Genomic DNA, 12,680 nt, shown 5'->3' with positions numbered 1-12,680 from the left:
CCGGCCGCCGCAATCTGCGCTTTCCTGCCCTCGGGCGGGGTCATGCAGTATTCGACACACCCGACCGCGTGGGTCGGAGACGTGTTCCAGGTTAGTTTTACTACGGCACACAGAAACCGGAGAAGTAGTGCCTACGATCCAGCAGCTGGTCCGGAAGGGCCGGCAGGACAAGGTCGAGAAGAACAAGACGCCCGCGCTCGAGGGTTCGCCCCAGCGCCGTGGCGTCTGCACGCGTGTGTTCACGACCACCCCGAAGAAGCCGAACTCGGCGCTCCGTAAGGTCGCGCGTGTGCGTCTGACCTCCGGCATCGAGGTCACGGCCTACATCCCGGGTGAGGGACACAACCTGCAGGAGCACTCGATCGTGCTCGTGCGCGGTGGCCGTGTGAAGGACCTGCCGGGTGTTCGTTACAAGATCATCCGCGGCTCGCTCGACACCCAGGGTGTCAAGAACCGCAAGCAGGCTCGCAGCCGCTACGGCGCCAAGAAGGAGAAGTAAGAATGCCTCGTAAGGGCCCCGCCCCGAAGCGCCCGGTCATCATCGACCCGGTCTACAGCTCTCCTCTTGTCACCTCGCTGATCAACAAGATCCTCCTGGACGGCAAGCGCTCCACCGCCGAGCGCATTGTCTACGGTGCCATGGAGGGTCTTCGCGAGAAGACCGGCAACGACCCGGTCATCACGCTGAAGCGCGCGCTCGAGAACGTCAAGCCGTCCCTCGAGGTCAAGTCCCGCCGTGTCGGTGGCGCGACCTACCAGGTGCCGATCGAGGTCAAGCCCGGTCGCGCCTCCACCCTCGCGCTGCGCTGGGTCGTGGGTTACTCCCGCGCCCGCCGTGAGAAGACCATGACCGAACGCCTCATGAACGAGCTGCTCGACGCCTCCAACGGCCTCGGCGCTGCCGTCAAGAAGCGCGAGGACACCCACAAGATGGCCGAGTCCAACAAGGCCTTCGCGCACTACCGCTGGTAGTCCGAACCCACATCGAGACCGAGAGAAGACTGAGCCGATATGGCTACCACTTCACTTGACCTGGCCAAGGTCCGCAACATCGGGATCATGGCTCACATCGACGCGGGCAAGACGACCACCACCGAGCGGATCCTGTTCTACACCGGCGTCTCGTACAAGATCGGTGAGGTCCACGACGGCGCTGCCACGATGGACTGGATGGAGCAGGAGCAGGAGCGCGGCATCACCATCACGTCCGCCGCGACGACCTGCCACTGGCCGCTCGAGGACGTCGACCACACCATCAACATCATCGACACCCCGGGCCACGTGGACTTCACGGTCGAGGTGGAGCGTTCGCTCCGCGTCCTCGACGGTGCGGTCACCGTGTTCGACGGTGTCGCCGGTGTGGAGCCGCAGTCCGAGACGGTCTGGCGTCAGGCCGACCGTTACGGCGTTCCGCGTATTTGCTTCGTCAACAAGCTCGACCGCACCGGCGCCGAGTTCCACCGCTGCGTGGACATGATCGTGGACCGCCTCGGCGCGACCCCGATCGTCATGCAGCTGCCGATCGGTTCCGAGGCCAACTTCGAGGGCGTTGTGGACCTGGTCCGCATGAAGGCCCTCGTGTGGTCCGCGGAAGCGACCAAGGGCGAGATGTACGACGTCGTCGACATCCCGGCCACGCACACCGAGGCCGCTGAAGAGTGGCGCGGCAAGCTGGTCGAGACCGTCGCCGAGAACGACGACCAGATCATGGAGCTCTTCCTCGAGGGCGTCGAGCCCACCGAGGAGCAGCTGTACGCCGCGGTGCGTCGCATCACCATCGCGTCCGGCAAGGGCGGCGACACCACCGTCACCCCCGTGTTCTGTGGCACCGCGTTCAAGAACAAGGGCGTTCAGCCCCTGCTCGACGCCGTCGTCCGCTATCTGCCTTCCCCCCTGGACGTCGAGGCCATCGAGGGCCACGACGTCAAGGACCCGGAGGTCGTGGTCAAGCGCAAGCCGTCCGACGAGGAGCCCCTCTCGGCGCTGGCGTTCAAGATCGCGAGCGACCCGCACCTGGGCAAGCTCACCTTCATCCGGATCTACTCCGGACGCCTTGAGGCCGGCACCGCGGTGCTGAACCCCATCAAGGGCAAGAAGGAGCGCATCGGCAAGATCTACCGCATGCACGCGAACAAGCGTGAGGAGATCGAGTCGGTGGGCGCCGGTGACATCGTCGCCGTCATGGGCCTGAAGCAGACCACCACCGGTGAGACGCTGTGCGACGACAAGGCCCCGGTCATCCTGGAGTCCATGGACTTCCCGGCGCCGGTGATCCAGGTCGCCATCGAGCCCAAGTCCAAGGGTGACCAGGAGAAGCTGGGTGTCGCCATCCAGCGTCTCGCGGAGGAGGACCCCTCCTTCCAGGTTCACTCGGACGAGGAGACCGGCCAGACCATCATCGGTGGTATGGGCGAGCTTCACCTCGACGTCCTCGTCGACCGTATGCGTCGCGAGTTCAAGGTCGAGGCGAACGTCGGCAAGCCGCAGGTCGCGTACCGCGAGACGATCCGCAAGGTCGTCGAGCGCGTGGACTACACCCACAAGAAGCAGACCGGTGGTACCGGTCAGTTCGCCAAGGTGCAGATCGCGATCGAGCCCATCGAGGGCGGCGAGGCGTCGTACGAGTTCGTGAACAAGGTCACCGGTGGCCGCATCCCCCGGGAGTACATCCCGTCGGTGGACGCGGGTGCGCAGGAGGCCATGCAGTTCGGCATCCTGGCCGGCTACGAGATGACCGGCGTCCGCGTCATTCTTCTCGACGGTGGCTACCACGAGGTCGACTCCTCCGAGCTCGCGTTCAAGATCGCCGGTTCGCAGGCCTTCAAGGAGGCCGCGCGCAAGGCTTCGCCCGTGCTCCTCGAGCCGATGATGTCCGTCGAGGTCACCACGCCCGAGGACTACATGGGTGAAGTCATCGGTGACATCAACTCCCGCCGTGGCCAGATTCAGGCCATGGAGGAGCGCAGCGGCGCCCGCGTCGTGAAGGGCCTCGTGCCCCTTTCGGAGATGTTCGGCTACGTCGGCGACCTCCGCAGCAAGACCTCGGGTCGCGCAAGCTACTCGATGCAGTTCGACTCCTACGCCGAGGTTCCGCGGAACGTCGCCGAGGAGATCATCGCGAAGGCCAAGGGCGAGTAACTCTTCCGAGTTCACGCTTTAGGCTTGTCACCGGAGCCTCTGGGGCATTCGGCGTAAACCATCAGGTTTACGGTGAGTGCCCCGGGCCCCGGCATCCCAGCAAAGATCACCTGGCGCCGATGAGTAAGGCGTACCAGAACCACTCCGCAGGAGGACCCCAGTGGCGAAGGCAAAGTTCGAGCGGACTAAGCCGCACGTCAACATCGGCACCATCGGTCACATCGACCACGGTAAGACGACCCTCACGGCCGCCATTACCAAGGTGCTGCACGACGCGTACCCGGACCTGAACGAGGCCTCGGCCTTCGACCAGATCGACAAGGCTCCTGAGGAGCGCCAGCGCGGTATCACGATCTCGATCGCGCACGTCGAGTACCAGACCGAGTCGCGTCACTACGCCCACGTCGACTGCCCCGGTCACGCGGACTACATCAAGAACATGATCACGGGTGCCGCGCAGATGGACGGCGCGATCCTCGTGGTTGCCGCCACCGACGGCCCGATGCCGCAGACCAAGGAGCACGTGCTCCTGGCCCGCCAGGTCGGCGTGCCGTACATCGTCGTCGCCCTGAACAAGGCCGACATGGTGGACGACGAGGAGATCCTGGAGCTCGTCGAGCTCGAGGTCCGTGAGCTCCTCTCCGAGTACGAGTTCCCGGGCGACGACCTGCCGGTCGTCAAGGTCTCGGCGCTCAAGGCGCTCGAGGGCGACAAGGAGTGGGGCCAGTCGGTCCTGAACCTGATGGCCGCCGTCGACGAGGCGATCCCGCAGCCCGAGCGTGACGTCGACAAGCCGTTCCTGATGCCGATCGAGGACGTCTTCACGATCACCGGTCGTGGCACCGTCGTCACCGGTCGTATCGAGCGTGGTGTCCTCAAGGTCAACGAGACCGTCGACATCGTCGGTATCAAGACCGAGAAGACCACCACCACGGTCACCGGCATCGAGATGTTCCGCAAGCTGCTCGACGAGGGCCAGGCCGGTGAGAACGTCGGTCTGCTGCTTCGTGGCATCAAGCGCGAGGACGTCGAGCGCGGCCAGGTCATCATCAAGCCCGGTTCGGTCACGCCGCACACCGAGTTCGAGGCCCAGGCGTACATCCTGTCCAAGGACGAGGGTGGCCGTCACACGCCGTTCTTCAACAACTACCGCCCGCAGTTCTACTTCCGTACCACGGACGTGACCGGCGTCGTTACCCTCCCCGAGGGCACCGAGATGGTCATGCCGGGCGACAACACCGCCATGAACGTCGCGCTGATCCAGCCCGTCGCCATGGAGGAGGGCCTCAAGTTCGCCATCCGTGAGGGTGGCCGGACCGTGGGCGCCGGCCAGGTCGTCAAGATCGTCAAGTAAGTACCTGACGATTGACCTGGTAGCTCGCTGAGCTGTCAGAAGAGCCCCGCACCTTTCGAGGTGCGGGGCTCTTCGCCGTCTCTACGGGGTTCCGGGAGGCTCTACGGCCGCCAGGACCAGGGGGCCGCGTCCACCCCGAGCCCCAGCGCGAGCGGCTTCCCGTCGCGGACGTACAGCGTGGGCGGCCCGACCGGGACCACGCCCCGGGGCCGCTTCAACACCCGCCCCGCGCCGACGAGTTGGACCTGCCCCTGCTCGTCCGTGCCCAGCACGTACGCACCCGCCGCGCCGACCGGCCCGTACCCGTCGAGCACGACCGGCTCCGCCGCGCCGCCGTCCAGGTGGACGGAGGTGAGGCGGGGGGACGCGGGGGAGCCGGGGTCCTGGCGGGCCTTCCCCGGGTCGGCCGAGGAGCGGTAGAGCAGCCGTACGCCGTCGCCGGCCGCGACCGGGGCCACCGCGTCCACGGCGAGCGGCAGCCGGGACGGCGCGGGGGCCAGCGGCCGGCCGGGGGCGCTCTGGGTCCAGTGGTGCACGGTGTCGGCGCCCGCCGCGAAGACGTGCACGCGACCGCGCCCGTCGACGACGGCGCTCAGCCCCTCCTGCACGGACTCCCCGCCCAGATCGCGCCACGGCGACCAGGTGCCGTCGGCCTCCCGGACACGGGAGCTGATGCCGCGGTCGGCGTTGCGCACGAAGAGGTGGACCCGGCCGTCCGGCGCGCCGATCGCGGTGGGCGGCCCGATCCGCCGCCCGCGGTCGTCCCCGCGCTCGGGGTTCCCCAGCCCCTTCCACGCCCCGAACTTCCCCTGGGGAGCGGCCTGTTCGAGGACGACGATCTCCCGGGTGTTGGCACCGGCGCGCCCCTGGAGCGAGGAGAACCGCAGTCCGAGGAGCAGCTGCCGGCCGTCGGCCAGGGTGGCCGCGCCGAGCACCGGAGCGAGCGGGGAGCCGCCCAGGTCCTCGGGCGCGCCCCAGCGGTCGTCGGCGCTCCGGCTCCACCGCACGGCCCGCAGCCCGAGCACCCCGTAGGCGTGGGCGCCGTCGTCGGAGACGAGCAGCCGGGTGCCGGGGTAGCGGTAGTGGGTGGAGCGCACCCACCCCTTCCAGTTGGTGAGCGGCCGCGTCCCGCCGACGTTGTAGTCCCCGCACCCACCGGGATTCCCGCAGGCCCACGCCTTGTCCCCGCCGTACGGAACGAGATGGGCGGCCTTCTCGGCGAGCACCCTCGGCGGCAGGTTCTTCGGCCAGTGCCGGTTGTAGTACGCGCGGTAGGCGGTGGCGAGGAAGGCGTTGCCGCGCTCGGCGTGCCGGATCAGCGCGGCCCAGGCGAAGGAGGCGGCGGCGGTGTGGTCGGCGTGGTCGGAGTACCCCGGCTGCTCGGAGTCGTGCGAGCGGTCGGCCGGCGAGCTGTGCTGGATGTCCGGGTCGGGGTCGAGGGTCTGGACGAGGGTGGGCGCGTAGTCGGCGAGGAGCCCGGCCAGCACCTCGACCATGCTGTCGTACGTGTACGACTTCGCCCGGGTGAGCGGGGACCCGGTGGCGATGACGACGGGCAGTCGCAGACTCCGGTCCGCCCAGAGGCCGGGCAGCCCCATCCGGCCGCCCAGCGGGGTGTGCATGGCGGTGTTGAGGAACACCAACTCCACGCTGCGGCCCCGGTGTTGGAGGCGGTTGACCTCGGCGCGATGCCCGCCGCGCAGCTCGGCGACGGACTTGTCCCACGGGGTGTACTTGTCCATCCCGAGCAGGGTGGCGTACGCCTGCCGCAGCCCCTGGTGCCGGGCGGAGGAATAGCCGGCCTTGTCGTACACGTGCGGGCCGGTGTCGCTGACCACCCGGTTGTCCCCGTTGGCCTCCCCACCGGTGACGTACACGCTGACCAGCGGAACACCGGAGTCCAGGGTGTGCTGGGTGTCCGGGTTCATGAAGTACAGGTCGTCGTCGGGGTGGGCGAGGATCTGCAGCAGGAGGGGGGTGCGGGGGGCGGCGAGCGGGGCGGCCGGGCCCGTGCCCTTCCCCCGGCCGGTGCCGGGCACCGCACACCCCGCGAGGGCGACGGCGAGCCCCGCGGCGGCGGCGCTCCCCAGAACGGCCCGTCGCCCCGGCCCCACGGGCCTTGCTGTCTCGTCCACGTACGTCCCGCCCACCGCTCGTCCCTCGTTCTCCGTGACCCCCGGGGGTCACGCGCCCAGTGAGACGGGGGAGCGGGGGGCGGGGTTGCCTGTGGGGGGCGCCGAGGGGGCGGCCTTGGGGCCGGGGGGTCGCGCCGCCCAGGATGGGGGCATGACCGAGACGATGATGGGCCGCCGCGACGACGTCACCGCCGTGCGCGGCGACGAGCGGGTGCGGTGCGGTGTGTCGTGGTGGCGCCTGGACGACAGCCGGACCCCGTACCGGGTGCGGGCCGACGGCCCGTGGGGGAGCGCGTCGGCGACCGGCGACCTCTTCGGCTCCTTGATGGAGGTGCGCCTCCAGCTGGAGGCGCACGGCTGGCGGCTGCTGGTCAACGGGGCGCGGCCCGATGTCTGGCAGAGCGGCAGGCTCCGCTCCAGCGGCAGCACCCGCGGCTATCGGCTGCACCCGGGTGCCGGGGCGGCGCCCGACGACACGGTCGAGCTCTTCGAGGAGGCCGACGCGGCGAGCGTGGTCCCGGTGGCCGAGCACCGGGCGGCCTACGCGGCGTGGAAGGCCTCCGTGACGGCCGCCAAGAACCGGCTGATGGTCCCGGAGCCCACGCTCGGCGAGGCGCTGCGAGCGCGGGCGAAGCGGGCGCCCGGCAGCTGGCTCTACTCGATCGACCCGGCGTACGACCCACGGGGCACGGTGCCGCCGTACGCGGTCGTCGGGGCCTGGCCGGTCGACCGGCGCGGCGAGCCCGGAGAGTTCAGTCACAACCCCGACTACCGGCCGTCCCCGACCGCGCTCGGCCTCCCCGCCCCGACGGACCCGGTCGACGCCGCGATGCAGCTCGCCGCGACGGGGCACGGGGCCGAGGCGGCCCTGGCGCGACGCCTGGCGGAGGCCACCGTCTACCTGGTGCCCACGGACGAACCGGGGCCGGCCGTGCGCTCCGACGCCGAGGGACGCTTCGTGCCGGTGCTGACCGACCCGGAGCACGCCCCGAGCGCGGCGGCCGAGCTGCGGGCGGTCCCCTGCGCCGAGCTCCTCGCCACCCTCCCCGCCGACGTCGCCCTCAAGCTGAACCCGGGCAGCCGGGTGTCGGTACGCGTCCCCTCGGCGGAGCTGCGGGCCGCGCTCGGCTGATCGCCGGGTGGGGCTCGACCGGTCAACCACCGCTGGAATGAGGCCAGTTGACGTTGCGATGGGAAACGGTCCGGTCGTGGGCGGGGCGGCTCGCGTCGCGTACGGGGGCGGGGGCCGGGACGCCGCAGCGTGGACCGAGTACAGCGTTGCGCGTGCCGAATGCGTGAGCGCATGTGACGTGGGGTACGCTTCCCGGCTGCGATTGGCCAGGCCGTGGGGCTGTGTGGCAGACTGTCGGGGTTGCTCGGTTGAGTGCCGATGCTGCGCGCCTCCCGCCGGGAGGACCGGAAGCGAGTCCCACAGTACTCGTCGTCTCACACTTCTCCAGCTCTGGAGGGGCAGGGGCGGACGTACGGGAATCTTCCGGGAAGTGTCAGCGGGGCTCCAGCCAGGCGTCCGGTGGGTGTTCTGCCCCCGTCCGCGAGGTCATGTGGCCCGCATCCCCTTGGTTGGGAAATTCCGTATGGGATTTCTGCGTAGAGGGAATGCGACACGCCCGACCGCGTGGGTCGGAGACAGAGTCGGTAGAGCCCCCGGGTTCCAGAGCGTTACGAGACAAAGGACTACTAGGTAGCCATGGCGGGACAGAAGATCCGCATCCGGCTCAAGGCCTACGACCACGAGGTCATCGACTCCTCGGCGAAGAAGATCGTCGAGACGGTGACCCGCACTGGTGCGTCGGTCGCAGGCCCGGTGCCGCTGCCCACTGAGAAGAACGTGTACTGCGTCATCAAGTCGCCGCACAAGTACAAGGACTCTCGCGAGCACTTCGAGATGCGCACGCACAAGCGCCTCATCGACATTCTCGACCCCACGCCGAAGACGGTTGACTCGCTGATGCGCCTCGACCTGCCGGCCGGTGTCGACATCGAGATCAAGCTCTGAAGGGACGGGCCGAGATGAGCAAGAACATCAAGGGCGTCCTGGGCGAGAAGCTCGGCATGACCCAGGTCTGGGACGAGAACAACCGGGTTGTCCCGGTCACCGTCATCAAGGCCGGGCCGTGCGTCGTGACGCAGGTCCGCACGAACGACGTCGACGGTTACGAGTCGGTCCAGATCGCCTTCGGCGAGATTGACCCGCGCAAGGTGAACAAGCCCCTCAAGGGTCACTTCGCCAAGGCCGACGTGACCCCGCGCCGCCACCTGGTGGAGCTCCGCACCCCTGACGCCAGCGAGTACACGCTGGGCCAGGAGATCACTGCCGAGGTGTTCGAGTCCGGCGTCAAGGTTGACGTCACGGGCAAGAGCAAGGGCAAGGGCTTCGCCGGTGTCATGAAGCGTCACAACTTCAAGGGCCTCGGCGCCGGACACGGCGTCCAGCGCAAGCACCGCTCGCCCGGTTCCATCGGTGGCTGCGCCACCCCTGGCCGTGTGTTCAAGGGCGTCCGCATGGCGGGCCGCATGGGCAACGAGCGTGTCACCACCCAGAACCTGACCATCCACGCGGTTGACGCGGAGAAGGGTCTGCTCCTCATCAAGGGCGCGGTCCCCGGTCCGAACGGCGGCCTCGTCCTGGTCCGTACCGCGGCCAAGGGGGCTTGAGGTAATGAGCACCATTGACATCCTTTCGCCGGCAGGCGACAAGGCCGGTACCGTCGAGCTCCCCGCGGAGATCTTCGACGCGAAGACCAGCGTTCCGCTGATCCACCAGGTCGTTGTCGCGCAGCTGGCTGCTGCCCGTCAGGGCACGCACAAGACCAAGACTCGCGGCGAAGTCCGTGGTGGTGGCCGCAAGCCGTACCGCCAGAAGGGCACCGGCCGCGCGCGCCAGGGTTCGACCCGTGCGCCGCAGTTCGCCGGCGGTGGCGTCGTCCACGGCCCGCAGCCGCGTGACTACTCGCAGCGCACCCCGAAGAAGATGAAGGCCGCCGCCCTGCGCGGTGCCCTCTCCGACCGGGCGCGCCACTCCCGCATCCACGTCGTCACCGGCGTGGTCGAGGGCTCGGCTTCCACCAAGGCCGCCAAGACGCTGTTCGGCAAGATCTCGGAGCGCGCCAACCTGCTCCTGGTCGTCGAGCGTGCCGACGAGGCCGCGTGGCTGTCCGCCCGCAACCTGCCCCAGGTCCACATCCTGGAGCCGGGCCAGCTGAACACGTACGACGTGATCGTCTCCGACGACGTGGTCTTCACCCAGGCCGCTTTCGAGTCCTTCGTGTCTGGCCCCAAGGCCGATGACAACGAGGGGAGCGAGGCCTGATGGCCGAGATCACCAGCAAGACCTTCACGGACCCGCGCGACATTCTTGTCAAGCCGGTTGTGTCCGAGAAGAGCTACGCGCTGCTCGACGAGAACAAGTACACGTTCATCGTCAAGCCGGGCTCCAACAAGACCCAGATCAAGCAGGCCGTGGAAGCGGTCTTCTCGGTCAAGGTCACCGGGGTCAACACGATCAACCGCCAGGGCAAGCGCAAGCGCACGAAGACCGGTTTCGGCAAGCGCGCCGACACCAAGCGCGCCATCGTGACCCTTGCTGAGGGCGACCGTATCGACATCTTCGGCCAGGCCTCCTAACGGAGCGCCCTGGTCCGAATATCGGACGAGGACTGAGAAATGGGTATCCGCAAGTACAAGCCGACGACTCCGGGCCGTCGTGGCTCCAGCGTCGCCGACTTCGTCGAGATCACGCGGTCCACGCCGGAGAAGTCGCTGGTCCGCCCCCTGCACAGCAAGGGCGGCCGTAACAACACCGGTCGTGTGACCGTCCGTCACCAGGGCGGTGGCCACAAGCGTGCCTACCGCGTGATCGACTTCCGTCGTCACGACAAGGACGGCGTGCCGGCCAAGGTCGCTCACATCGAGTACGACCCGAACCGCACCGCGCGCATCGCGCTCCTGCACTACGCGGACGGCGAGAAGCGCTACATCATTGCGCCCCGTGGCCTGAGCCAGGGTGACCGCATTGAGAACGGCCCCGGGGCCGACATCAAGCCGGGCAACAACCTGGCGCTGCGCAACATCCCGGTCGGTACGACCATCCACGCCATCGAGCTGCGTCCCGGCGGCGGTGCGAAGTTCGCCCGCTCCGCGGGTGCTTCGGTGCAGCTGCTGGCGAAGGAGGGCACGATGGCCCACCTTCGTATGCCGTCCGGCGAAATTCGCCTGGTCGACGCCCGCTGCCGCGCCACCGTTGGTGAGGTCGGCAACGCCGAGCAGTCGAACATCAACTGGGGCAAGGCCGGCCGTATGCGCTGGAAGGGCGTTCGCCCGTCCGTCCGCGGTGTCGCGATGAACCCGGTTGACCACCCGCACGGTGGTGGTGAGGGCAAGACCAGTGGTGGTCGCCACCCGGTCTCCCCGTGGGGTCAGAAGGAGGGTCGTACTCGCTCGCCGAAGAAGGCATCGAGCAAGTACATCGTCCGCCGCCGCAAGACGAACAAGAAGCGCTAGGAGCGGGTTTAGATGCCGCGCAGTCTCAAGAAGGGACCCTTCGTTGACGGCCACCTCGTAAAGAAGGTGGACGCTCAGAACGAAGCTGGAACCAAGAACGTCATCAAGACCTGGTCCCGTCGCTCGATGATCATCCCGGCCATGCTCGGCCACACGATCGCGGTGCACAACGGCAAGACCCACGTCCCGGTGTTTGTCTCCGAGTCGATGGTCGGCCACAAGCTCGGCGAGTTCTCGCCGACTCGCACCTTCCGCGGCCACGTCAAGGACGACCGGAAGTCGAAGCGCCGCTAACGCGGGGTGGGTAACGACTATGACTTACACCGAAGGGACAACCATGGAAGCCAGGGCCCAGGCGCGGTACATCCGCGTCACGCCCATGAAGGCCCGCCGCGTGGTGGACCTTATCCGTGGCATGGATGCCACGGAGGCTCAGGCGGTCCTGCGTTTCGCCCCGCAGGCCGCGAGCGTGCCGGTCGGCAAGGTGCTGGACAGCGCCATTGCCAACGCCGCGCACAACTACGACCACACCGACGCCTCTTCGCTGGTCATCAGCGAGGCGTACGTGGACGAGGGCCCGACCCTGAAGCGGTTCCGTCCGCGTGCTCAGGGCCGTGCCTACCGGATCCGTAAGCGGACCAGCCACATCACCGTGGTCGTCAGCAGCAAGGAAGGAACCCGGTAATGGGCCAGAAGGTAAACCCGCACGGGTTCCGACTCGGCATTACCACGGACTTCAAGTCCCGTTGGTACGCCGACAAGCTGTACAAGGACTACGTCAAGGAAGACGTCGCCATCCGTCGGATGATGACGTCCGGCATGGAGCGCGCCGGCATCTCGAAGGTTGAGATCGAGCGCACCCGTGACCGCGTGCGGGTGGACATCCACACCGCGCGTCCCGGCATCGTCATCGGCCGCCGTGGCGCCGAGGCCGACCGCATCCGCGGCGACCTCGAGAAGCTCACGGGCAAGCAGGTCCAGCTGAACATCCTCGAGGTCAAGAACCCCGAGATGGACGCTCAGCTGGTTGCTCAGGCCGTTGCCGAGCAGCTCTCCTCCCGCGTCTCCTTCCGTCGTGCCATGCGCAAGAGCATGCAGGGCACGATGAAGGCCGGCGCCAAGGGCATCAAGATCCAGTGCGGTGGCCGTCTCGGCGGCGCCGAGATGTCCCGCTCGGAGTTCTACCGCGAAGGCCGTGTGCCGCTGCACACCCTGCGCGCGAACATCGACTACGGCTTCTTCGAGGCCAAGACGACCTTCGGCCGCATCGGCGTGAAGGTCTGGATCTACAAGGGCGACGTCAAGAACATCGCCGAGGTTCGCGCCGAGAACGCAGCGGCCCGTGCGGGTAACCGCCCGGCCCGTGGTGGCGCCAACGACCGTCCGGCCGGTGGCCGCGGTGGCCGTGGCGGCGAGCGTGGCGGTCGCGGCCGCAAGCCGCAGCAGGCTGCGCCGGCTGCCGAGGCCCCCCAGGCCGAGGCTCCCGCCGCTGCCGCTCCGGCTGAGAGCACCGGAACGGAGGCCTGACCGAA

14 protein-coding genes are annotated in these 12,680 nt (G+C 68.4%); 13 read left to right on the top strand and 1 reads right to left on the bottom strand.

Going from position 1 to position 12,680, the window contains the following annotated elements; translation table 11 throughout:
* Positions 1-127 precede the first annotated feature (127 nt).
* The 4 genes from rpsL (at position 128) to tuf (ending at position 4,492) form a co-directional block, all read left to right on the top strand.
* Positions 128-499 (top strand): 30S ribosomal protein S12, encoded by a 372-nt coding sequence (rpsL, locus tag ACFYZA_RS13140; RefSeq protein ID WP_003948652.1) that lies wholly within the window; start codon positions 128-130, stop codon positions 497-499.
* Between the two features lie 2 nt (positions 500-501).
* Positions 502-972: a 30S ribosomal protein S7 gene (gene rpsG / locus ACFYZA_RS13135; protein ID WP_382588711.1), complete on the top strand. Its 471-nt coding sequence runs from the start codon at positions 502-504 to the stop codon at positions 970-972.
* Positions 973-1,011: 39 nt separating this feature from the next.
* Positions 1,012-3,138, top strand: a complete 2,127-nt coding sequence (gene fusA, locus ACFYZA_RS13130; protein WP_100578110.1) for an elongation factor G — start codon at positions 1,012-1,014, stop codon at positions 3,136-3,138.
* A 160-nt stretch (positions 3,139-3,298) separates the two neighbouring features.
* Entirely contained in the window at positions 3,299-4,492 is a 1,194-nt protein-coding gene (gene tuf / locus ACFYZA_RS13125) for an elongation factor Tu (RefSeq protein ID WP_100578111.1), read from the top strand.
* Between the two features lie 101 nt (positions 4,493-4,593).
* Here tuf and ACFYZA_RS13120 read toward each other — a convergent pair whose 3' ends face one another.
* Positions 4,594-6,627 (bottom strand): PIG-L family deacetylase, encoded by a 2,034-nt coding sequence (locus ACFYZA_RS13120; RefSeq protein WP_388489914.1) that lies wholly within the window; start codon positions 6,625-6,627, stop codon positions 4,594-4,596.
* Between the two features lie 151 nt (positions 6,628-6,778).
* Between ACFYZA_RS13120 and ACFYZA_RS13115 the strand changes: the two genes are divergently transcribed.
* From ACFYZA_RS13115 to rpsC, 9 genes are all read left to right on the top strand, one after another.
* A complete protein-coding gene (locus ACFYZA_RS13115; protein WP_388489911.1) occupies positions 6,779-7,759 on the top strand; it encodes a type VII secretion system-associated protein in 981 nt (326 codons plus the stop codon).
* A gap of 576 nt (positions 7,760-8,335) precedes the next feature.
* Positions 8,336-8,644: a 30S ribosomal protein S10 gene (gene rpsJ, locus ACFYZA_RS13110; protein ID WP_003948644.1), complete on the top strand. Its 309-nt coding sequence runs from the start codon at positions 8,336-8,338 to the stop codon at positions 8,642-8,644.
* Between the two features lie 14 nt (positions 8,645-8,658).
* Positions 8,659-9,303, top strand: a complete 645-nt coding sequence (gene rplC, locus ACFYZA_RS13105) for a 50S ribosomal protein L3 (protein ID WP_120721902.1) — start codon at positions 8,659-8,661, stop codon at positions 9,301-9,303.
* Between the two features lie 4 nt (positions 9,304-9,307).
* Complete coding sequence (rplD, locus tag ACFYZA_RS13100; RefSeq protein WP_382588719.1) at positions 9,308-9,958, top strand: 50S ribosomal protein L4; 651 nt, start codon at positions 9,308-9,310, stop codon at positions 9,956-9,958.
* On the top strand, positions 9,958-10,272 hold the full coding sequence (gene rplW / locus ACFYZA_RS13095; RefSeq protein ID WP_053727606.1) for a 50S ribosomal protein L23: 315 nt from the start codon (positions 9,958-9,960) through the stop codon (positions 10,270-10,272). Before rplD ends, rplW begins: the two co-directional genes overlap by 1 nt.
* Before the next feature lie 39 nt (positions 10,273-10,311).
* Positions 10,312-11,148, top strand: coding sequence for a 50S ribosomal protein L2 (gene rplB, locus ACFYZA_RS13090; protein ID WP_161245597.1), 837 nt, complete (start codon positions 10,312-10,314; stop codon positions 11,146-11,148).
* A gap of 12 nt (positions 11,149-11,160) precedes the next feature.
* Positions 11,161-11,442, top strand: coding sequence for a 30S ribosomal protein S19 (gene rpsS, locus ACFYZA_RS13085; protein WP_100578122.1), 282 nt, complete (start codon positions 11,161-11,163; stop codon positions 11,440-11,442).
* Positions 11,443-11,485: 43 nt separating this feature from the next.
* A complete protein-coding gene (rplV, locus tag ACFYZA_RS13080) occupies positions 11,486-11,833 on the top strand; it encodes a 50S ribosomal protein L22 (RefSeq protein ID WP_004571827.1) in 348 nt (115 codons plus the stop codon).
* Positions 11,833-12,675: a 30S ribosomal protein S3 gene (gene rpsC / locus ACFYZA_RS13075; protein ID WP_100578123.1), complete on the top strand. Its 843-nt coding sequence runs from the start codon at positions 11,833-11,835 to the stop codon at positions 12,673-12,675. The genes rplV and rpsC overlap by 1 nt, the downstream gene beginning before the upstream one ends.
* The last annotated feature ends 5 nt before the right edge of the window (positions 12,676-12,680 follow it).

The sequence above is a fragment of the Streptomyces sp. NPDC001828 genome (assembly GCF_042892175.1).
Lineage (GTDB): Bacteria > Actinomycetota > Actinomycetes > Streptomycetales > Streptomycetaceae > Streptomyces.
This window is presented reverse-complemented; position numbering and strand designations above follow the sequence as displayed.

What these genes read in the sequence shown, in the direction of transcription:
- rpsG (WP_382588711.1), top strand. Translation starts at nt 502, where the DNA reads ATGCCTCGTAAGGGCCCCGCCCCGAAGCGCCCGGTCATCATCGACCCG.
- fusA (WP_100578110.1), top strand. Translation starts at nt 1,012, where the DNA reads ATGGCTACCACTTCACTTGACCTGGCCAAGGTCCGCAACATCGGGATC.
- ACFYZA_RS13115 (WP_388489911.1), top strand. Translation starts at nt 6,779, where the DNA reads ATGACCGAGACGATGATGGGCCGCCGCGACGACGTCACCGCCGTGCGC.
- rpsJ (WP_003948644.1), top strand. Translation starts at nt 8,336, where the DNA reads ATGGCGGGACAGAAGATCCGCATCCGGCTCAAGGCCTACGACCACGAG.
- rplC (WP_120721902.1), top strand. Translation starts at nt 8,659, where the DNA reads ATGAGCAAGAACATCAAGGGCGTCCTGGGCGAGAAGCTCGGCATGACC.
- rplD (WP_382588719.1), top strand. Translation starts at nt 9,308, where the DNA reads ATGAGCACCATTGACATCCTTTCGCCGGCAGGCGACAAGGCCGGTACC.
- rplW (WP_053727606.1), top strand. Translation starts at nt 9,958, where the DNA reads ATGGCCGAGATCACCAGCAAGACCTTCACGGACCCGCGCGACATTCTT.
- rplB (WP_161245597.1), top strand. Translation starts at nt 10,312, where the DNA reads ATGGGTATCCGCAAGTACAAGCCGACGACTCCGGGCCGTCGTGGCTCC.
- rpsS (WP_100578122.1), top strand. Translation starts at nt 11,161, where the DNA reads ATGCCGCGCAGTCTCAAGAAGGGACCCTTCGTTGACGGCCACCTCGTA.
- rplV (WP_004571827.1), top strand. Translation starts at nt 11,486, where the DNA reads ATGGAAGCCAGGGCCCAGGCGCGGTACATCCGCGTCACGCCCATGAAG.
- rpsC (WP_100578123.1), top strand. Translation starts at nt 11,833, where the DNA reads ATGGGCCAGAAGGTAAACCCGCACGGGTTCCGACTCGGCATTACCACG.